This window comes from Escherichia sp. 20412-1 (assembly GCF_003027595.1).
Classification (GTDB): Bacteria; Pseudomonadota; Gammaproteobacteria; order Enterobacterales; family Enterobacteriaceae; genus Escherichia; species Escherichia marmotae.
The window spans coordinates 18,946-37,884 of the sequence record NZ_PYQM01000023.1 but is presented as its reverse complement, the minus strand read 5'-3'; the positions used below and the strand labels follow the sequence as shown (position 1 = coordinate 37,884).

Below are 18,939 nucleotides of genomic sequence, written 5' to 3'. Positions count from 1 at the left end.
GCGAAGTGCATCAGGCACGATGAGGAAAAGATTGCAATGAGTATGGTTGAAACTGCCCCGAGTAAAATTCAGGTTCGTAATTTGAACTTCTACTACGGCAAATTCCATGCCCTGAAAAACATCAACCTGGATATCGCTAAAAACCAGGTTACGGCGTTTATCGGGCCGTCTGGCTGCGGTAAATCGACGCTGCTGCGTACCTTCAACAAAATGTTTGAACTGTATCCGGAGCAGCGTGCGGAAGGTGAAATTCTGCTTGATGGCGACAACATCCTGACCAACACTCAGGATATCGCCCTGCTGCGTGCGAAAGTGGGCATGGTGTTCCAGAAACCGACGCCGTTCCCGATGTCCATTTACGACAACATTGCCTTTGGTGTCCGTCTGTTTGAGAAACTCTCCCGTGCCGACATGGACGAGCGTGTACAGTGGGCATTGACCAAGGCCGCATTGTGGAACGAAACCAAAGATAAATTACACCAGAGTGGTTACTCTCTCTCTGGTGGTCAGCAACAACGTCTGTGCATTGCGCGTGGTATCGCTATTCGCCCGGAGGTGTTGTTGCTCGATGAACCGTGTTCGGCACTCGACCCTATCTCCACCGGGCGTATTGAAGAGCTGATCACCGAATTGAAGCAGGATTACACCGTAGTGATCGTAACTCACAACATGCAGCAGGCTGCGCGTTGTTCTGACCACACGGCGTTTATGTACCTGGGCGAATTGATTGAGTTCAGCAACACGGACGATCTGTTCACCAAGCCAGCGAAGAAACAAACAGAAGACTACATCACCGGTCGTTACGGTTGATTCAGGAGTGCGTTATGGACAGTCTCAATCTTAATAAACATATTTCCGGCCAGTTCAACGCCGAACTGGAAAGCATCCGCACGCAGGTGATGACCATGGGCGGGATGGTGGAGCAACAGCTTACCGATGCCATCACTGCGATGCACAACCAGGACAGCGATCTGGCGAAGCGCGTGATCGAAGGCGACAAAAACGTCAACATGATGGAAGTGGCGATCGATGAAGCCTGCGTGCGCATTATTGCCAAACGTCAGCCGACGGCGAGCGACCTGCGTCTGGTGATGGTGATCAGTAAAACTATCGCTGAGCTGGAGCGTATTGGTGATGTGGCGGACAAAATCTGCCGTACTGCGCTGGAGAAATTCTCCCAGCAGCATCAGCCATTGTTAGTCAGTCTGGAGTCGCTGGGGCGTCACACCATCCAAATGCTGCACGACGTGCTGGACGCGTTCGCGCGCATGGACATTGACGAAGCCGTGCGAATCTATCGTGAAGATAAAAAAGTTGATCAGGAGTACGAAGGTATTGTTCGTCAACTGATGACCTACATGATGGAAGATTCGCGCACCATTCCGAGCGTACTTACCGCGCTGTTCTGTGCACGCTCCATCGAACGTATTGGTGACCGCTGCCAGAATATCTGCGAATACATCTTCTACTACGTGAAGGGGCAAGATTTCCGCCACGTAGGCGGTGATGAGCTGGATAAACTGCTGGCAGAAAAAGAACCGAAAAAGTAACGCTAACTGTAGGACGGATAAGGCGTTTACGCCGCATCCGGCAAAATGTGAATATGTAATCTGCCCGGTGAACATATCACCGGGTTTCTTTATTTACCGTGTAATATCCCAGCCACGCGCCTTCCACAGTTCCGGCAACTGCGAAAGATGGGTAAAGGTAGTGACTTTCGGATGAACAATCGGCTTATTGTGCGGGTCAGCGCAGAAGTAAAACACTTCCATACCGGCATCGATTCCTGACTGTGCTCCTGCGCTGGAGTCATCGACCAGAATGCAGTTTTCAACGTTCACATTCATTGCTTTTGCGGCGTGGAACATTAATGCCGGATCGGGTTTCCAACGCTGAATGTCGTAACCGCTGAACAGTTTTTCCGGGAAATAGTGCAGCATGTTGAGCTTGCCGAGTGAATGCTGCATTTTGTTGACCGGACCGTTAGAGACGACGCACATCGGCACTTTCACGCTTTCCAGTAAGGCGTTTGCTCCCGCAATCACCTCCAGTTCGCTATCAAACAGACGCGCCACCTCTGCACGATAAACGTGTTCGGCATCGGCACGGACTATTTCTACGCCCTGTTCTTTGCTAATGATGTCGATGATTTCGTAGAGTTTTACGCCTTTAAAGCGGGTAAAAATCTCTTCAAGGTCAACGTTAATGCCAAACTCTTTGAACATCGTGACATAGGCACGAGAGCAAATAACCTCGCTGTCGACCAGCGTACCGTCGCAGTCGAAAAATACCGCTTCTATCTGGGACATGTCTTTCCTTTATCGTTAGTTTAACGTTTTCGTCATGCAGATTTGAGTGACGCAATCGTTGCCGTATAAGCAAATACAATTAAAAAAAGTTATCTTCAGCCGTCCATATTGTCTCATTTTGGTATAGGATAGCGACGGATTTTCCCTCCTTGTTCGGAAATAGATAATGAGTCAACAACACACAACCCAGGCTTCTGGCCAAGGGATGCTGGAACGCGTGTTTAAACTGCGCGAACATGGCACGACGGCACGGACCGAAGTGATCGCCGGTTTTACCACTTTCCTGACGATGGTTTACATCGTTTTTGTTAACCCGCAAATTCTTGGCGTAGCTGGCATGGACACCAGCGCCGTCTTCGTCACCACCTGTCTGATTGCTGCGTTCGGCAGTATTCTGATGGGGCTGTTTGCTAACCTGCCAGTCGCGCTGGCTCCCGCTATGGGCCTGAACGCGTTCTTCGCTTTTGTAGTGGTGCAGGCGATGGGCTTGCCGTGGCAAGTCGGGATGGGCGCAATTTTCTGGGGCGCGATTGGTCTGCTGCTACTGACTATTTTCCGCGTTCGCTACTGGATGATTGCCAACATTCCAGTAAGTCTGCGTGTGGGCATTACCAGCGGTATCGGTCTGTTCATTGGTATGATGGGGCTGAAAAACGCGGGGGTGATTGTTGCTAACCCGGAAACGCTGGTGAGTATCGGTAACCTGACATCTCACAGCGTACTGCTGGGTATCCTCGGCTTCTTCATCATTGCTATTCTGGCCTCGCGCAACATTCACGCGGCGGTGCTGGTTTCCATCGTGGTGACGACGCTTCTGGGCTGGATGCTGGGTGATGTGCACTACAACGGCATCGTCTCTGCGCCGCCGAGCGTAATGACGGTGGTGGGGCACGTGGATTTGGCCGGGTCGTTTAACCTCGGCCTGGCAGGCGTAATTTTCTCTTTCATGCTGGTCAACCTGTTTGACTCCTCCGGCACCCTGATTGGCGTGACCGATAAGGCGGGTCTGGCTGATGAAAAGGGTAAATTCCCGCGCATGAAGCAGGCGCTGTATGTCGACAGTATCTCTTCTGTTACCGGTTCGTTTATCGGTACATCTTCTGTCACGGCGTATATTGAATCTTCTTCTGGTGTTTCCGTTGGCGGTCGTACCGGTCTGACGGCAGTGGTTGTTGGTTTGCTGTTCCTGCTGGTTATCTTCTTGTCGCCGCTGGCGGGAATGGTGCCTGGCTATGCTGCTGCTGGTGCGCTGATTTACGTTGGCGTACTGATGACTTCCAGTTTAGCACGCGTGAAATGGCAGGATCTGACTGAATCCGTTCCGGCGTTTATTACCGCTGTGATGATGCCGTTCAGTTTCTCGATTACCGAAGGTATCGCGCTGGGCTTTATCTCCTACTGCGTGATGAAGATCGGCACAGGACGTCTGCGTGATCTAAGCCCGTGCGTAGTCATCGTTGCACTGCTGTTTATCCTGAAAATTGTGTTTATTGACGCTCATTAAAATCGATAGCACGTTAAAAAACCCGCCATGCGTTATTGCTGGCGGGTTTTTTTATTTAGATTTTCACCCGCTGAATAAACTCGCCAAACGCAGTTAACTGCCCGGCCAGGTGATCCAGCGTTCCCTGATCAATCACCTCTCTGGTTTGCGGATCGACTTTGTTCTGAATCACGCCGCCCATAAACTCAGGTTTGTTCATTACCATCGCATCGAGGAAGACCAGAATCTGGCGCAGGTGATACTGACAACGTGCGCCGCCAATCACACCCATTGAACTGGTCTGAATCAGCACCGGTTTACCGGCCAACGGTTGATCCGGCAGGCGAGATAGCCAGTCGATGGCATTTTTCAGCCCACCCGGCACCGAGTAGTTATATTCCGGCGTGACAATCACCACACCGTCAGCCTGACGGATCTGTTCCGCCAGAGCTTCAACTGTCGCGGGAAAGCCTTCTTCCTGCTGAACATCTGCGTCATACAGGGGAATATCGGCAATGGAAGGCAACGCGTTGACTTCCATATCTGCCGGGGCAATTTTCGGCAGCGTACGTGCAACCATGCCATTAAATGAACCTTTACGCAGGCTCCCCAATAACGTAACCACCTTCAATTTTTCAGACATGATGACTCCTGTGGTTGTTTATTAATTTGGCGAAAAAGACTTCACGGTAGAAAGCTGGGCAAAACGCATCATCCGGCTGGTGGGGTTGTTGGCACGGTTGTGAATATCAGGCAGGCTTTTCCAGCCTTGTTTGCCATCAAACTCCCAGACATTGAGCTTTTCAATTGCCGGAGTGACTGCCACGGACCACACCAGCACGTCCTCTGCGTCGCATAATACTTCTACATGATTGAGATGGGCACATTTCAGGCGTCCCGCAATGGGCATCAATTGCAGATCGCGCGGGTCGTCATTCAGTACATCGCCGGTAAGTTTTAGCACGCTTCGACGCAAAGTAATGAGTTGCGCTCGTGCTTCGTTAGGATCGTTCTGTTTGCTGATCCATAACGATTCATTGCTGGAAAAAATAGGGTTATCGGGTGCATGGGGGCTATGAAACCCGCGTGTCGCGCGCTGGAGTTCCATATCGAGGCCGCATTCGCCTTCGGTTGTTAACGCCACACCGACGATATTTCCGGCATAGGATATTGAAAATGATGGCAAACTTTTATCGCGGAAAACTGGCTTTCCTTTAGCCTGGGTGACGATTTCCGGCAATTCACTAATGCCATACAGCATGAACATCAGTTCTGCGAGTAAACCTCTGGACGCCAGGAAACGGCTTTGACGATGAGGGGGAATATTTTGGGTTTCTTGATGACACTGCGAGGGTAGGCGAACAGATATCAGATGTCCTTCCGTTAACGTTCCTCGGGCAAAGTGAGTCGCCATTTTTCGCTCCATGCTTAATGGTCCATTATGAATACAAGAGTAATCATTTACTGGAACTATGGACAGACTAAAGCGGCGAAAAGTTCGATTCGGATAAACTTATTACATATATTTTACATTTTAACGCGAGATATGGTCGTATTTCATACAACTTGATTATGCCATCGAGGCGTAAAGATTTTTAATGGTTTCTCGTAACCAGACAATCTTCGGGTTATGGCTATTCCGTTTGTGCCACAGCAGAGTAAACGGTACTTCCAGCTTTTTTTGCTGGATTTCATCAAACGGGAGAGGGAGAGCAACCAGCGGAAGCTGGTGGAGCTGGTTGTAGTACTGACAGTAGCGTGGCGCGGTCGCCAGTAGCAGATTGTCAGGCTGCGCCGCCATAAATAGCGCCTGCTCAAATTCCGGTAGACTCATAGCAATCGTGCGTTCGCGTCCTGATTCTTGCAATACATTGTCCAGCGCCCAGGTATCGCTCTGTTCCCAGCAAATGCTGATATGCGGATAACGCAGAAACGAGTCCAGGTTCCACGCTTCATTCAGCACCGGATGATCTTTACGCAGCCAGACGCAGGGTAAATCGCTAAATAGCACTTCATAATCAATGGATAACGGCAGTGAACTTAGCAGTTCCCGGGAGCGTGGATGACTTTCACGCCCGGAAAAACCGATATCCACTTCACCACGAGTAATGGCATCCAGCGAATCGTAATCCCAGTTACGTAATTTAATAGTCGCCTGGGGGTAACGCTGGTAGATCTGTTTCGATAGCGCATTAAACATGATCATCATCAGCGGCGACTCCGCCGCCAGCTCAAATTTCAGGCCGCGCGGCGTTTCATGATGCGGTTTGTCCAGCAGTTGATTACTCATTTGCATCCACTCCGCCAGATTTTGCTCCATGCTGACCATCAGCGGTGTGGGCGTCAGACCCAACGGGGAGTTCACAAAGAGCGGATCATCAAACCATGTCCGAAGCTTTGCCAGCGATTTACTCACTGCCGAAGGTGTTACGTTCATCCGCTTCGCCGCTTTGGTCACGCTGCGCTCCTGCATCAGTAATTGCAGGCAGAGCAGTAAATTGAGATCAAGCGTGGTGATGGATTTCTTCATGAGCGGCAACAGGGCGTCCAGGTGCGACGAGCATAATCAGCAACAGGCTTACTATGCTACAGGCAATCAGAATCCCGATCAGCATATTCCAGGCGCTGATGCCAATTACTGCTGCCAGCCAAATCCACAGTGACGAGCCACAAACCTGTGCAATGCCTAACGTCGAGCTGGCCACGCCTGCGCGTAATGAAAATGGGCCTAATGCCTGGCTCATTGCCACGCCGAAGCCCACTGAGAAACCGGCGCAAATCAGCGTGATGCCAAACAGCAAAACCGCATGGGAAGGCGAAACTGCAAGGATGATACCCGCCGCCAGGAATAACATTTGCGAGGTGATCATCAGTGTGCGCGGCTTAAAAATTCCCAATGCAAACGGCGTGGAAAACGAAACGGTCATGCTGACGCCTGCGGTTAACGCCATAATGGTGGCGTATTCACCACGTTCGAAGCCCATAATTTCCATCATCAATACAGGCGACGTATTCACGAAGGTAAGAATCACGGAAACGCTGAGAGTGGTGATAAGCACACGGCTAAGGAAAAAACGATTAAGCAGCGACTCGGTATTCTCTCGTGGTCTGTCCGAAGCAGCAGGTGCAGCAGGGCGTGTTTCTTTTAAAATAAACAAAGACAACATGAGTACAGTGATGCCCATCATCGCCATTGTCCAGAACAGGCTCTGCCACGGAAATTTGAGCATAATCAGGTGCCCGAGTACCGGAGCTAACACCGGAATGATGCAGGTAATACCATTGAGCAATGACAGCACTTTTGCTCTGCGTCGATCATCCAGCGTGTCGCGTAAAATCGCGAATGCGACGACATAACAGCAGCCAGCGCCCAGCCCTTGCATAAAGCGTCCGACAAGAAATAGCGTGCTGGTTTCAGACAGTGAACAGAGCACAGAGGCGATAATAAATAGCGCCGCGCCGGGAATGGCGACAGGTTTTCTTCCTGAACGATCGGCCACTTTACCGGCAAACAGCATTGCTGCCGCCATCCCCGCCAGATAAACCGAGAAAGCTATATGCAACTGCGCTTCGCTGGCATTGAGATCGGCGGCAATGCGTGGCAAGCCGACCAGATACATATCAATACCTGCGGGATAAAGTAAAACCAGAGCAAAACTACAAATCAAAAAACGGGACATGGGCTAGCGTCCTGACGGTAAGGTGACGCAAAGCATACGTGGTGAAAGAGAATCAGGCGAGTTGCCATTTGGACATGAGTGATTTCCTGACAGGCAAAAAGCCAGCGAATGACCGCTGGCTTTTTGAAGTGCTTAACCAAATTTGGGTAACACATTAAAGACGTTACCAAACCAGCACAAAATCACGGTTATGCCAAAGAGAATAACAATCGCCGGAATAAGATTACCGCCCCAAACTGTGAATATCTGGTTGGGAAATTTCTTGCGGGCTTTGATAGCCAGTACCGCGGGGATAATCACCGCCCAGATGGTGGCGCACAACCCGGCACCGCCGATCCCGTAAATAAAGCCATTAGGGAAGACCAGATACAACAAAGCGGGTGGCAGGAAGGTTAACAGCACGGTTTTGCAACGTCCGGCGTGGGAGTTATCAATCTTAAACAGATCCGCCAGATAATCGAACAGCCCCAGCGTGACGCCAAAGAATGAACTGGCAACAGCTAAGTTTGAGAACACCAGCAGGCAAAACTCGATAATGCCATGCTGTTTGGTGCCGAGGAACGATTTTACCAGCGAATCAACATTGCCGCCCGAAGAGATAATCGCCTTAAAGCTTTCTCGCGGAATATTCCCCATTGTGCAATACAGCCAGAAGAGATAAATCACCAACGCCAGCAGCGAACCGAAGATCACGCTTTTGATTAGCTTATCTTTGCGTTTGCCATAGCAAATAATCAGGCTGGGAATATTGCCGTGGAAACCAAATGACGCCAGGCATACCGGCAAAGCCATAAAGATATACGGGAAGTAAGACGTCCCCGAAGTCGTGCTGGTGGCATCGCGCAGAATGGAATAATCGACCTGGAAGAAGAAAGAACCAAACACAATCACAAAGGAGATAATTTTCAGGCCGAGAAACAACGAGGTAATACGACTGGCGGCTAACGAACTTATCCACAGTACGCTGGCGACGAAAATGGCCGTGCAGATCCCAACAATGCGAGGATTAGCGTGATAGCCGAAATTCATCGATATCGTTTCGCTAATGATTGCGCCGTTAGCGGAGATATAGGCGTAGGTGAGAATATAGAGAACGAAAGCAACCGTAATACCACTAATAATGTTCCAGGTGTTACCGATTAAATCTTTGGTGATGGTATTAAAACTGGAGCCGACGGGATAATTTAAATTTGCTTCTAATAACAATAACCCAGAATGTAGCATTGAAAACCAGGCAATGATGAGGATAAATGCGCCCCAAAAAAACCAGGCACCAGCTAGATCAACAGGTAAAGCAAACATACCTCCACCAATTACTGTACCCGCTATAACCATGACACCCCAAAATGCAGAGTGTTTTTTTTCTGATTGTTCAGTCATGATGCCACCTTTAGAGGAAGGCTATTTTTGTTATTGAGGATGTAGAGAATAAGAGTGGCTAACATCCTTATAGCCACTCTGAGTATATTAATTAAACTTCTTTCAGTTTTGCGGTGAAGTGACGTAATACTTTGGGTTCGTATGTAAAGGTTAACCCTTTAATATTTGCCGCGTTCTCTTTCACATGTTTGAAGGCTTCAATAATGAAGTCCATATGTGTTTGCGTATAAGTTGCGCGTGGAATGGTTAAACGCAGCAGCTCAGCCGGACATGGTAATTGTTTACCGGTTTTCGGATCGCGACCTAACAGGAAAGACCCAATTTCTACCGCACGAATCCCCGCGACTTTATACAGCTCGCAGGCCAGCGCCTGTGCCGGAAACTGGTCTGCAGGGATATGCGGCAACAGTTTACCGGCATCCACGAATGCCGCGTGACCGCCCGCCTGCTGACACACTACGCCAATCTCTTCCAGGCCATCGACCAGATACTGCACCTGCGCAATACGATAGGCCAGCCAATCCAGATTCATGCCGTCATACAGACCTACAGCCAGACGTTCCATTGCGCCGCCTTCCAGACCGCCGTAGGTCGGGAAACCTTCCTGCACTACGCAAAGAGTTCTGCACTCGGTGTAGACATCGAAGAAGCTGTCATCTTTCACGCACAGCAGGCCACCCATTGGCACCATCGCATCTTTCTTGGCGGACATCGCCAGCATATCGGCATATTTGTAGGTTTCACGGGTGATCTGCTCGATAGTCCAGTCTTTATATTCCGCTTCGCGCTGTTTGATAAAATAGGCGTTTTCGGCAAAGCGTGCGGAGTCCATTACCACTGGAATGTCATATTTCTTCGCAATGCTGTACATCGCTTTCATGTTCGCCAGTGAAACCGGCTGGCCGCCTGCGGAGTTACTGGTGATGGTCGCGACGATATATGGCACATTATTCGGGCCAACTTCTTCAATACCGCGTTCTAATCCTTCAAGGTCAAAGTTACCTTTAAAGTCATAACGCACGCCAGTATCGAAGGCTTCTTTGATATAGACGTTGCGTACGGTACAGCCGTTAATCTGGCTATGGCCCTGAGTGGTGTCGAAGAAATAGTTAGAGAACGCCACCATTTTGCTGCGATCCAGGCCTTTTTCCTGCTCACGCTTTTTAATCAGTACCGGAATATAGATTTGCTCTGCACCTCGGCCCTGGTGCGTTGGAATGGTGTATTGATAACCAAAGATATTTTTTACTGACTCAGCTAATGCATAGTAGCTACGACTGCCGCTGTAGGCTTCGTCGCCGCGCATCATCGCTGCCTGCATACTCTGCGTCACCGCTCCGGTGCCGCTGTCGGTCAGTAAATCGATAAACACATCTTCGCTATCCAGCAGAAACGGGTTCATACCGGATTTAATAATCGCTTCTTCACGATAAGCGCGGGTAGTACGTTTTACGGGTTCAATAACACGAATGCGGAACGGTTCAGGGAGATGTTTAAAGTTTTCCATTACATAATCCTTCATTTATTTTAATTGCAATGATCCCTGTGAATATTACATTTGCAATATCTATTAATTTCCAAAATATATACATCTACAATTATTAGCTTAATAAAGCAATTAAGACGGAAATAACGTAGATAAAAAGGAAAATAAAGATATAGCAAACTCATAGATCACATTGAATCTAATCGGTTTGACTCTGGTGATGGCGACAGAAGGGAAAATTAAGGGCGGTGATCGACAATCTTGTTGTCAATATTAAACCACTTTGAGGTCACACATATATGTAAGGTATTCATAATGCACTTATCCTCGAAAGACACGACGCTACAGTATAATACTCAAGATTTTTGTCTATTCTGAAATTGTTTAAATGTGAATCGAATCACAAACGGTCGTGAAGCAATATTAAATGCTCTTTTTAAGAGAATAAATTATGTGAGAAGTTTAATTTTTATAAAAAGGGTTGATTAATAATAAGAGTGCCAACAAGAAAGCGAAGCCGCATCTGACAATCAGAATGCGGCTTCGTAATTGCGGGTTACTTACCAATACAGAAGCTGGAGAAAATCCGTCCCAGCAGATCGTCAGAAGTAAACTCTCCTGTGATCTCGCTTAAGTTCTGCTGCGCCAGACGCAGTTCTTCCGCCAGTAATTCACCCGCCCATGCGCCCAGCAGTTGCGCTTTACCCTGCTGCAGATGCTCCGCCGCTTGCTCCAGCGCCTGTAAGTGACGGCGACGCGCCAGGAAACCACCTTCCATATTGGTATCAAAGCCCATGCTCTGTTTGAGATGGTTACGCAGAACGTCCACACCTTCGCCAGTGCGTGCTGAGAGGCGAATCAATGCATGGCCGTTAACTTCACTCATCCCCAGCGTTTCGCCAGTAATATCGGCTTTATTGCGCACCACGGTGATCGGCAGTTTGGCAGGCAGACGGGCAATAAATTCCGGCCAGATTTCTGCCGGATCTACGGCGTCTGTCGTGGTGCCATCGACCATAAACAGCACGCGGTCGGCCTGTTCAATTTCCTGCCATGCGCGCTCGATACCAATGCGTTCGACTTCGTCGCTGGCTTCGCGTAACCCGGCGGTATCGATGATATGCAGCGGCATCCCATCAATGTGGATATGCTCACGCAGTACGTCACGCGTGGTTCCGGCGATATCGGTAACGATAGCGGCTTCACGGCCCGCCAGAGCGTTTAGCAGGCTCGATTTACCGGCGTTAGGACGCCCGGCAATCACCACTTTCATGCCTTCACGCAGCAGGCTGCCCTGACGTGCTTCGGCGCGTACCGCGTCGAGATCGGCAATCACGTCATTAAGCTGGGCTTCAATTTTGCCGTCGGAGAGGAAATCGATCTCTTCATCGGGGAAATCAATCGCCGCTTCGACGTAAATGCGCAAGTGGGTGAGGGCTTCTACCAGATGATTAACTCGTGCAGAGAATGCGCCTTGCAGTGAGTTAAGCGCCGAGCGAGCCGCCTGTTCGGAGCTGGCGTCGATAAGATCCGCAATCGCTTCGGCCTGGGCTAAATCAAGTTTATCGTTGAGAAATGCGCGCTCTGAAAACTCACCTGGGCGGGCAATCCGCAGGCCTGGAATGGTCAGGATACGTTTTAACAGCAGGTCGAGGATCACCGGACCGCCATGACCTTGCAGCTCCAGCACATCTTCGCCGGTGAACGAGTTCGGGCCGGGGAACCATAGCGCGATGCCCTGATCCAGCACGCTGCCGTCGGCGTCTTTAAACGGAAGATAATCGGCGTAGCGCGGTTTGGGTAACTTACCCAGCACGGTTTCGGCAACCTCGCGCGCTTTGAGGCCGGAGATGCGCAGGATACCCACACCGCCACGTCCTGGAGGCGTGGCCTGGGCTACGATAGTGTCATTATCGCTCATGATGTTCCTGTTGCTTTGTTTGGCGGATGCGCTGTGCTTATCCGCCCTACGAAAAGAAAAAAGGCGGTCAACTGACCGCCCTTATTTTAGCGAAAACTCACCGAATCAGGATTTTTTCTTCTCGCGGCTATGCAGGCCACGTTTTTCCAGACCACGGTAAATCAACTGCTGCTGGATAATGGTTACCAGGTTGCTGACGATATAGTACAGCACCAGACCTGACGGGAACCACAGGAAGAACACGGTGAAGATGACCGGCATAAAGGTCATGATCTTCTGCTGCATCGGGTCGGTCACGGTGGTCGGTGACATCTTCTGAATGAAGAACATCGTTACGCCCATCAGGATCGGCAGGATGTAGTATGGGTCCTGTGCAGACAGGTCATGGATCCACAGTGCAAACGGTGCCTGACGCAGTTCAACGGAACCCATCAGCATGTAGTACAACGCCAGGAAGATTGGCATCTGGATCAGCAGCGGGAAGCAGCCGCCCAGCGGGTTAACCTTCTCAGCTTTGTACAGCGCCATCATTTCCTGGCTGATACGCTGTTTGTCATCGCCCAGACGCTCACGCATGGCCTGAATCTTAGGCTGCAGCATACGCATCTTCGCCATGGAGGTGTACTGCGCTTTGGTCAGCGGGTACATGATGCCACGAACGATAAAGGTGATGATGATAATGGAGAAGCCCCAGTTACCCACAAAGCTATGGATCCATTTCAGCAATTTGAACAGCGGCTGAGAGATGAACCACAACCAACCGTAATCAACGGTCAGATCCAGATGCGGAGCAACTGCCGCCATTTTGTCCTGGATTTCCGGGCCAACCCACAGGGTGCTGTTCATCGCGCCAGTCTGACCAGGCTGAACCAGTACCGGCTGAGACTTATAGCCGATAGCGGCGATGCCGTTACTCAGATTAGCGGTATAGAAGTTGTTGGTGCCGTCGTTATGCGGGATCCATGCCGTCGCGAAATACTGTTGCAGCATCGCGACCCAACCACCTTTCGAAGAGATGTTCAGGTTTTCGTTGTCGGCAATAGTATCGAACTTGTATTTCTCGTATTTTTCGTCAGGCGTGGAGTACGCCGCGCCACGGAAAGTGTGCAGTGCGAAGTTGCTGCTTCCGGTGTCGAGATGCGGTGGCAGAGTGATGGATTGCTTCAACTGACCAAAGGTGGAGATCTCCAGCGGTTTTTCGCCAGCGTTCTGCACGTTGTAGTTGACGTTGACAGCGTAATCACCACGTTTCAGGACAAACGTTTTAGTAAACGTGTTGCCTGCTGCGTCGGTATACGTCATCGGCACCTGCAGTTCGTTTTGACCTTCGGCCAGCACATAAGCGTCTTTTTCGACGTTATACAGTGGACGCGGGCCGTTAGCCGGATTATCCGGGCCATCACGACCGGTCAGACCGCTCTGTGCCTGATAAATAAACTGCGGTGAGGTTTCCAGCAACTGGAACGGCTGGGTAGAGTTCAGCTCTTTCGGGTAAGCCGGCAGCAGAGCCTGCTCAACATCACCACCACGGGTGTTGATGGTCAGATCAAGCACGTCGGTTTTTACCGAAATCAGTTTCCCCTGGCCACTGGCCGGTACGCCCTGGTCGGCGGCGCTACCCGCTGCGGTGGTCGTTGTCTGCGTGGTCTGTTGAGCCTGAGGTTGCGGGTTTTTATCCTGCTCCCAGGCTTGCCAGATCATGAAAGACACGAACAGCAAAGCGATGACTAAAAGATTGCGTTGCGAATCCATCGTTAGTGTTCTCTGGTATCAAATGGTCCGGGCGGGACGGGATCGTCACCACCAGGGTGTAAAGGGTGGCATTTTAATACGCGTTTCACCGTCAACCAACTGCCTTTTATCACTCCAAACCTGCGCAATGCCTCAATTCCGTAGCTTGAACAAGTTGGAGTGAAACGACAATGCGGCCCGAGTAGCGGACTAATCAGGCGTTGGTAGACCCGAATGAGGGCTATCAGGACCCGCGAGCCAGGCGACAGTGGCGGCGCCATAATTTTTCCAACGCTTCCGAGAGAGCACGGTTATCGAGGTCGGCAACCCCTTTTTTCGCCACCACCACGAAATCCATAGCCGGGAGTTCATGTTGGCGTAGACGGAAGCTTTCACGCGTCAGACGTTTAATCCGATTGCGTTCATGCGCTCGTCGAACGTTTTTCTTGGCGACTGTAAGACCGATACGGGGATGCCCCAGCGAATTCAGGCGGCCGAGGATGGTGATTTGCGGCGTGCCAGCCCGTTGTGGCTGCTGGAAGACGAATGTGAATTGACTGGGAGTTAACAAGCGTAACTCCCTGGGAAATGCGAGCTTAACCACTCAGGGGTTAGCTTTATTACTTAGAAACGGTCAGACGAGCACGGCCTTTAGCACGACGACGTGCCAGTACCTGACGACCATTTTTAGTAGCCATACGAGCACGGAAGCCGTGAGAACGGTTGCGCTTCAGTACAGACGGTTGAAAAGTGCGTTTCATGGCGATTTCTACCTAAACTTGAATAAATTCAATGGCTTTATTGGATATCCGCCCGAAAACCGAACGATGGACACCGAAGCCATGGGTGATTAAAGAGGCCGGATTGTAATAATTGTACACTCCGGAGTCAATTCTCTTTCCTTATTTACCGCGCTTTTCCGCACCTTTTCACAGGGAAAAAGTACAACTATATACCGGTGAAAACCAGCATTACGCGCCGGGTGGAGGATTATACGGGCTACCGGATAAAGCGCAAGGATCGTCCAGGATCTTTATTAGATCGATTAAGCCTAATTTTGTCTATGGTCATTAAATTTTCCAATATGCGGCTTAAATCGTGCCCGCCGGGTGTCTGGATCGTTTACACTTAGCGGGTTCTGGATCATCCTGTGGATAAATCGGGAAAATCTGTGAGAAACAGAAGATCTCTTGCGCAGTTTAGGCTATGATCCGCGGTCCCGATCGTTTTGCAGGATCTTGATCGGGCATATAACCGCAGACAGCGGTTCGTGCGTCACCCTTATGCAGGGTCTTTTCGACGTGCGTCAACAATCATGAATGTTTCAGCCTTAGTCATAATCGACTTTTGTTCGAGTGGAGTCCGCCGTGTCACTTTCGCTTTGGCAGCAATGTCTTGCCCGATTGCAGGATGAGTTACCAGCCACAGAATTCAGTATGTGGATACGCCCATTGCAGGCGGAACTGAGCGATAACACGCTGGCCTTGTACGCGCCAAACCGTTTTGTCCTCGATTGGGTACGGGACAAGTACCTCAATAATATCAATGGACTGCTAACCAGTTTCTGCGGAGCGGATGCCCCACAGTTGCGTTTTGAAGTGGGCACAAAGCCCGTGACACAAACGCTGAAAGTCCCTGCCAGCAATACAGTTGCACCGGCTCAGGCTGCTCAGGTGCAACCGCAACGTGCTGCGCCTTCTACGCGCTCAGGTTGGGATAACGTTCCGGCTCCGGCAGAACCGACCTATCGTTCCAACGTTAACGTTAAACATACATTTGATAACTTCGTCGAAGGTAAATCTAACCAACTGGCGCGCGCGGCGGCTCGTCAGGTGGCAGACAACCCTGGCGGTGCCTATAACCCGCTGTTCCTTTATGGCGGCACGGGGCTGGGTAAAACTCACCTGCTACATGCGGTGGGCAATGGCATTATGGCGCGCAAGCCGAATGCCAAAGTGGTTTATATGCACTCCGAACGCTTTGTTCAGGACATGGTAAAAGCCCTGCAAAACAACGCGATCGAAGACTTTAAACGCTACTACCGTTCTGTTGACGCGCTGCTGATCGACGATATTCAGTTTTTTGCTAATAAAGAACGATCCCAGGAAGAGTTTTTCCACACCTTTAACGCCTTGCTGGAAGGTAATCAACAGATCATTCTTACTTCGGATCGTTATCCGAAAGAGATCAACGGCGTTGAGGATCGTTTGAAATCCCGCTTCGGCTGGGGGTTGACTGTGGCGATCGAACCGCCAGAGCTGGAAACCCGTGTGGCGATCCTGATGAAAAAGGCAGACGAAAATGACATTCGTCTGCCGGGTGAAGTGGCATTCTTTATCGCCAAGCGTCTACGCTCTAATGTGCGTGAGCTGGAAGGGGCGCTGAACCGTGTTATTGCTAACGCCAACTTTACCGGACGGGCGATCACCATTGACTTCGTGCGCGAAGCGTTGCGCGATTTGCTGGCATTGCAGGAAAAACTGGTCACCATCGACAATATTCAGAAGACGGTGGCGGAGTACTACAAGATCAAAGTCGCAGATCTCCTTTCCAAGCGTCGATCTCGCTCGGTGGCACGTCCGCGCCAGATGGCGATGGCGTTGGCGAAAGAGCTGACTAACCACAGTCTGCCGGAGATCGGTGATGCGTTTGGCGGTCGTGACCATACAACGGTGCTTCATGCCTGCCGTAAGATCGAGCAGTTGCGTGAAGAGAGCCATGATATCAAAGAAGATTTTTCAAATTTAATCAGAACATTGTCATCGTAAACCTATGAAATTTACCGTAGAACGTGAGCATTTATTAAAACCGCTACAACAGGTGAGCGGTCCGTTAGGTGGTCGTCCTACGCTACCGATTCTCGGTAATCTGCTGTTACAGGTTGCTGACGGTACGTTGTCGCTGACCGGTACTGATCTCGAGATGGAAATGGTGGCTCGTGTTGCGCTGATTCAGCCGCACGAACCAGGGGCGACGACCGTTCCGGCGCGCAAATTCTTTGATATCTGCCGTGGTCTGCCTGAAGGCGCGGAAATTGCTGTGCAACTGGAAGGTGAGCGGATGCTGGTGCGCTCCGGGCGCAGCCGTTTTTCGCTTTCTACTCTGCCAGCGGCGGATTTCCCGAATCTTGATGACTGGCAGAGCGAAGTTGAATTTACCCTGCCGCAGGCAACGATGAAACGTCTGATTGAAGCGACCCAGTTTTCGATGGCGCATCAGGACGTTCGCTATTACTTAAATGGTATGCTGTTCGAAACCGAAGGTGAAGAACTGCGCACCGTGGCGACTGACGGCCACCGCCTGGCGGTCTGTTCAATGCCAATTGGTCAGTCTTTGCCGAGCCATTCGGTGATCGTGCCGCGTAAAGGCGTGATTGAACTGATGCGTATGCTCGACGGCGGCGACAATCCGCTGCGCGTGCAGATTGGCAGCAACAACATTCGCGCCCACGTAGGTGACTTTATTTTTACCTCCAAACTGGTGGATGGTCGATTCCCGGATTACCGTCGCGTTCTGCCGAAGAACCCGGACAAACATCTGGAAGCAGGCTGCGATCTGCTCAAGCAGGCGTTTGCTCGTGCGGCAATTCTCTCTAACGAGAAATTCCGTGGCGTGCGTCTGTATGTCAGTGAAAATCAACTGAAGATCACCGCCAACAACCCGGAACAGGAAGAAGCGGAAGAGATCCTCGACGTCACCTACAGCGGCGCGGAGATGGAAATCGGCTTTAACGTCAGCTATGTGCTGGATGTTCTGAACGCGCTGAAATGTGAAAACGTGCGCATGATGCTGACCGATTCAGTTTCCAGCGTGCAGATTGAAGATGCGGCCAGCCAGAGTGCGGCTTATGTTGTCATGCCAATGAGACTGTAATGTCCCTCACCCGCTTGTTGATCCGCGATTTCCGCAATATCGAAACCGCGGATCTCGCTTTATCTCCCGGCTTTAACTTTCTGGTGGGTGCCAACGGCAGTGGCAAAACCAGCGTGCTGGAAGCTATCTATACGCTCGGCCACGGCCGGGCGTTTCGCAGTTTGCAGATTGGTCGCGTCATTCGCCACGAGCAGGAGGCGTTTGTTCTTCACGGGCGTTTACAGGGCGCAGAGCGCGAGACGGCGATTGGCTTAACCAAAGACAAACAGGGCGACAGTAAAGTCCGTATTGACGGTACTGACGGGCATAAAGTTGCGGAACTGGCGCACCTGATGCCGATGCAGTTGATAACGCCTGAGGGGTTTACTTTACTCAACGGTGGCCCCAAATACAGAAGAGCATTCCTCGACTGGGGATGCTTTCACAACGAACCCGGATTTTTCACCGCCTGGAGCAATCTCAAGCGATTGCTCAAGCAGCGTAATGCGGCGCTGAGGCAGGTGTCACGTTACGAACAGCTCCGCCCGTGGGATAAAGAACTGATCCCGCTGGCGGAGCAAATCAGCGCCTGGCGCGCCCAGTACAGCGCCGGTATCGCCGCCGATATGGCCGATACCTGTAAGCAATTTCTCCCTGAGTTTTCTCTGACTTTCTCTTTCCAGCGCGGCTGGGAGAAAGAGACAGAGTACGCTGAGGTGCTGGAACGTAATTTTGAACGCGATCGCCAGCTAACCTACACTGCGCACGGCCCGCATAAAGCGGACTTACGCATTCGCGCCGACGGTGCGCCGGTGGAAGATACCTTATCGCGTGGGCAGCTTAAGCTGCTGATGTGCGCCTTACGTCTGGCGCAAGGAGAGTTCCTCACCCGTGAAAGCGGGCGGCGGTGTCTCTACCTGATAGATGATTTTGCCTCTGAGCTTGATGATGAGCGTCGCGGGCTGCTTGCCAGCCGCTTAAAAGCGACGCGATCACAGGTCTTTGTCAGCGCGATCAGTGCTGAACACGTTATAGACATGTCGGACGAAAATTCGAAGATGTTTACCGTGGAAAAGGGTAAAATAACGGATTAACCC

Annotated in this window: 19 protein-coding genes; 6 read left to right on the top strand and 13 right to left on the bottom strand. The window is 50.9% G+C overall.

The window, feature by feature from the left end:
* Nucleotides 1–36: 36 nt before the first annotated feature.
* On the top strand, nt 37–810 hold the full coding sequence (gene pstB / locus C7B16_RS15715) for a phosphate ABC transporter ATP-binding protein PstB (RefSeq protein WP_000063126.1): 774 nt from the start codon (nt 37–39) through the stop codon (nt 808–810).
* A 14-nt stretch (nt 811–824) separates the two neighbouring features.
* Nucleotides 825–1,550, top strand: a complete 726-nt coding sequence (phoU, locus tag C7B16_RS15710; protein WP_000377803.1) for a phosphate signaling complex protein PhoU — start codon at nt 825–827, stop codon at nt 1,548–1,550.
* A gap of 93 nt (nt 1,551–1,643) precedes the next feature.
* On the opposite strand, the gene yieH is transcribed toward phoU, so the two are convergent.
* Entirely contained in the window at nt 1,644–2,309 is a 666-nt protein-coding gene (gene yieH, locus C7B16_RS15705) for a 6-phosphogluconate phosphatase (RefSeq protein ID WP_000078042.1), read from the bottom strand.
* 166 nt (nt 2,310–2,475) lie between these two features.
* Between yieH and adeP the strand changes: the two genes are divergently transcribed.
* Entirely contained in the window at nt 2,476–3,813 is a 1,338-nt protein-coding gene (gene adeP, locus C7B16_RS15700) for an adenine permease AdeP (protein ID WP_010377951.1), read from the top strand.
* A 55-nt stretch (nt 3,814–3,868) separates the two neighbouring features.
* Here adeP and yieF read toward each other — a convergent pair whose 3' ends face one another.
* The 12 genes from yieF to rpmH all read right to left on the bottom strand — a co-directional run bounded on the left by yieF (nt 3,869) and on the right by rpmH (nt 14,751).
* Nucleotides 3,869–4,435, bottom strand: coding sequence for a class I chromate reductase YieF (yieF, locus tag C7B16_RS15695; RefSeq protein WP_016262704.1), 567 nt, complete (start codon nt 4,433–4,435; stop codon nt 3,869–3,871).
* 21 nt (nt 4,436–4,456) lie between these two features.
* Nucleotides 4,457–5,206: a 4'-phosphopantetheinyl transferase family protein gene (locus tag C7B16_RS15690; RefSeq protein ID WP_001517423.1), complete on the bottom strand. Its 750-nt coding sequence runs from the start codon at nt 5,204–5,206 to the stop codon at nt 4,457–4,459.
* 156 nt (nt 5,207–5,362) lie between these two features.
* Nucleotides 5,363–6,322: an HTH-type transcriptional regulator YidZ gene (gene yidZ, locus C7B16_RS15685; RefSeq protein WP_001517424.1), complete on the bottom strand. Its 960-nt coding sequence runs from the start codon at nt 6,320–6,322 to the stop codon at nt 5,363–5,365.
* Complete coding sequence (mdtL, locus tag C7B16_RS15680; protein WP_107179884.1) at nt 6,297–7,472, bottom strand: multidrug efflux MFS transporter MdtL; 1,176 nt, start codon at nt 7,470–7,472, stop codon at nt 6,297–6,299. The genes yidZ and mdtL overlap by 26 nt, the downstream gene beginning before the upstream one ends.
* Nucleotides 7,473–7,604: 132 nt before the next feature.
* Nucleotides 7,605–8,852: a low affinity tryptophan permease TnaB gene (gene tnaB / locus C7B16_RS15675; protein ID WP_001517425.1), complete on the bottom strand. Its 1,248-nt coding sequence runs from the start codon at nt 8,850–8,852 to the stop codon at nt 7,605–7,607.
* Between the two features lie 91 nt (nt 8,853–8,943).
* Entirely contained in the window at nt 8,944–10,359 is a 1,416-nt protein-coding gene (tnaA, locus tag C7B16_RS15670) for a tryptophanase (RefSeq protein ID WP_001517426.1), read from the bottom strand.
* Nucleotides 10,360–10,577: 218 nt separating this feature from the next.
* A complete protein-coding gene (tnaC, locus tag C7B16_RS15665; protein ID WP_010377944.1) occupies nt 10,578–10,652 on the bottom strand; it encodes a tryptophanase leader peptide in 75 nt (24 codons plus the stop codon).
* A gap of 242 nt (nt 10,653–10,894) precedes the next feature.
* Nucleotides 10,895–12,259, bottom strand: coding sequence for a tRNA uridine-5-carboxymethylaminomethyl(34) synthesis GTPase MnmE (mnmE, locus tag C7B16_RS15660; RefSeq protein ID WP_001282361.1), 1,365 nt, complete (start codon nt 12,257–12,259; stop codon nt 10,895–10,897).
* A gap of 105 nt (nt 12,260–12,364) precedes the next feature.
* Nucleotides 12,365–14,011, bottom strand: coding sequence for a membrane protein insertase YidC (yidC, locus tag C7B16_RS15655; RefSeq protein WP_107179883.1), 1,647 nt, complete (start codon nt 14,009–14,011; stop codon nt 12,365–12,367).
* Nucleotides 14,012–14,013: 2 nt separating this feature from the next.
* Nucleotides 14,014–14,271, bottom strand: coding sequence for a membrane protein insertion efficiency factor YidD (yidD, locus tag C7B16_RS15650; protein WP_001307474.1), 258 nt, complete (start codon nt 14,269–14,271; stop codon nt 14,014–14,016).
* Nucleotides 14,235–14,594, bottom strand: a complete 360-nt coding sequence (gene rnpA / locus C7B16_RS15645; protein WP_000239730.1) for a ribonuclease P protein component — start codon at nt 14,592–14,594, stop codon at nt 14,235–14,237. The genes yidD and rnpA overlap by 37 nt, the downstream gene beginning before the upstream one ends.
* 16 nt (nt 14,595–14,610) lie before the next feature.
* Nucleotides 14,611–14,751 carry a 50S ribosomal protein L34 gene (gene rpmH / locus C7B16_RS15640; RefSeq protein ID WP_000831330.1) on the bottom strand — a complete coding sequence of 47 codons (141 nt, stop codon included), beginning with the start codon at nt 14,749–14,751 and terminating at the stop codon, nt 14,611–14,613.
* Between the two features lie 606 nt (nt 14,752–15,357).
* Between rpmH and dnaA the strand changes: the two genes are divergently transcribed.
* Genes dnaA through recF form a run of 3 tightly spaced genes read left to right on the top strand, consistent with a single transcriptional unit; the run spans nt 15,358 to nt 18,936 of the window.
* Complete coding sequence (gene dnaA / locus C7B16_RS15630; protein ID WP_016249432.1) at nt 15,358–16,758, top strand: chromosomal replication initiator protein DnaA; 1,401 nt, start codon at nt 15,358–15,360, stop codon at nt 16,756–16,758.
* A gap of 4 nt (nt 16,759–16,762) precedes the next feature.
* A complete protein-coding gene (dnaN, locus tag C7B16_RS15625; RefSeq protein WP_000673456.1) occupies nt 16,763–17,863 on the top strand; it encodes a DNA polymerase III subunit beta in 1,101 nt (366 codons plus the stop codon).
* On the top strand, nt 17,863–18,936 hold the full coding sequence (gene recF, locus C7B16_RS15620; RefSeq protein WP_105224716.1) for a DNA replication/repair protein RecF: 1,074 nt from the start codon (nt 17,863–17,865) through the stop codon (nt 18,934–18,936). Before dnaN ends, recF begins: the two co-directional genes overlap by 1 nt.
* Nucleotides 18,937–18,939: the final 3 nt, after the last annotated feature.

Bases quoted from the DNA above. Each gene is read 5' to 3' on its own strand.
- yieF (WP_016262704.1), bottom strand. From the start codon at position 4,435: ATGTCTGAAAAATTGAAGGTGGTTACGTTATTGGGGAGCCTGCGTAAA.
- rpmH (WP_000831330.1), bottom strand. From the start codon at position 14,751: ATGAAACGCACTTTTCAACCGTCTGTACTGAAGCGCAACCGTTCTCAC.
- phoU (WP_000377803.1), top strand. From the start codon at position 825: ATGGACAGTCTCAATCTTAATAAACATATTTCCGGCCAGTTCAACGCC.
- yidD (WP_001307474.1), bottom strand. From the start codon at position 14,271: ATGGCGCCGCCACTGTCGCCTGGCTCGCGGGTCCTGATAGCCCTCATT.
- mnmE (WP_001282361.1), bottom strand. From the start codon at position 12,259: ATGAGCGATAATGACACTATCGTAGCCCAGGCCACGCCTCCAGGACGT.
- C7B16_RS15690 (WP_001517423.1), bottom strand. From the start codon at position 5,206: ATGGCGACTCACTTTGCCCGAGGAACGTTAACGGAAGGACATCTGATA.
- yidC (WP_107179883.1), bottom strand. From the start codon at position 14,011: ATGGATTCGCAACGCAATCTTTTAGTCATCGCTTTGCTGTTCGTGTCT.
- yieH (WP_000078042.1), bottom strand. From the start codon at position 2,309: ATGTCCCAGATAGAAGCGGTATTTTTCGACTGCGACGGTACGCTGGTC.
- yidZ (WP_001517424.1), bottom strand. From the start codon at position 6,322: ATGAAGAAATCCATCACCACGCTTGATCTCAATTTACTGCTCTGCCTG.
- recF (WP_105224716.1), top strand. From the start codon at position 17,863: ATGTCCCTCACCCGCTTGTTGATCCGCGATTTCCGCAATATCGAAACC.
- adeP (WP_010377951.1), top strand. From the start codon at position 2,476: ATGAGTCAACAACACACAACCCAGGCTTCTGGCCAAGGGATGCTGGAA.
- mdtL (WP_107179884.1), bottom strand. From the start codon at position 7,472: ATGTCCCGTTTTTTGATTTGTAGTTTTGCTCTGGTTTTACTTTATCCC.
- tnaB (WP_001517425.1), bottom strand. From the start codon at position 8,852: ATGACTGAACAATCAGAAAAAAAACACTCTGCATTTTGGGGTGTCATG.
- dnaN (WP_000673456.1), top strand. From the start codon at position 16,763: ATGAAATTTACCGTAGAACGTGAGCATTTATTAAAACCGCTACAACAG.
- pstB (WP_000063126.1), top strand. From the start codon at position 37: ATGAGTATGGTTGAAACTGCCCCGAGTAAAATTCAGGTTCGTAATTTG.
- tnaA (WP_001517426.1), bottom strand. From the start codon at position 10,359: ATGGAAAACTTTAAACATCTCCCTGAACCGTTCCGCATTCGTGTTATT.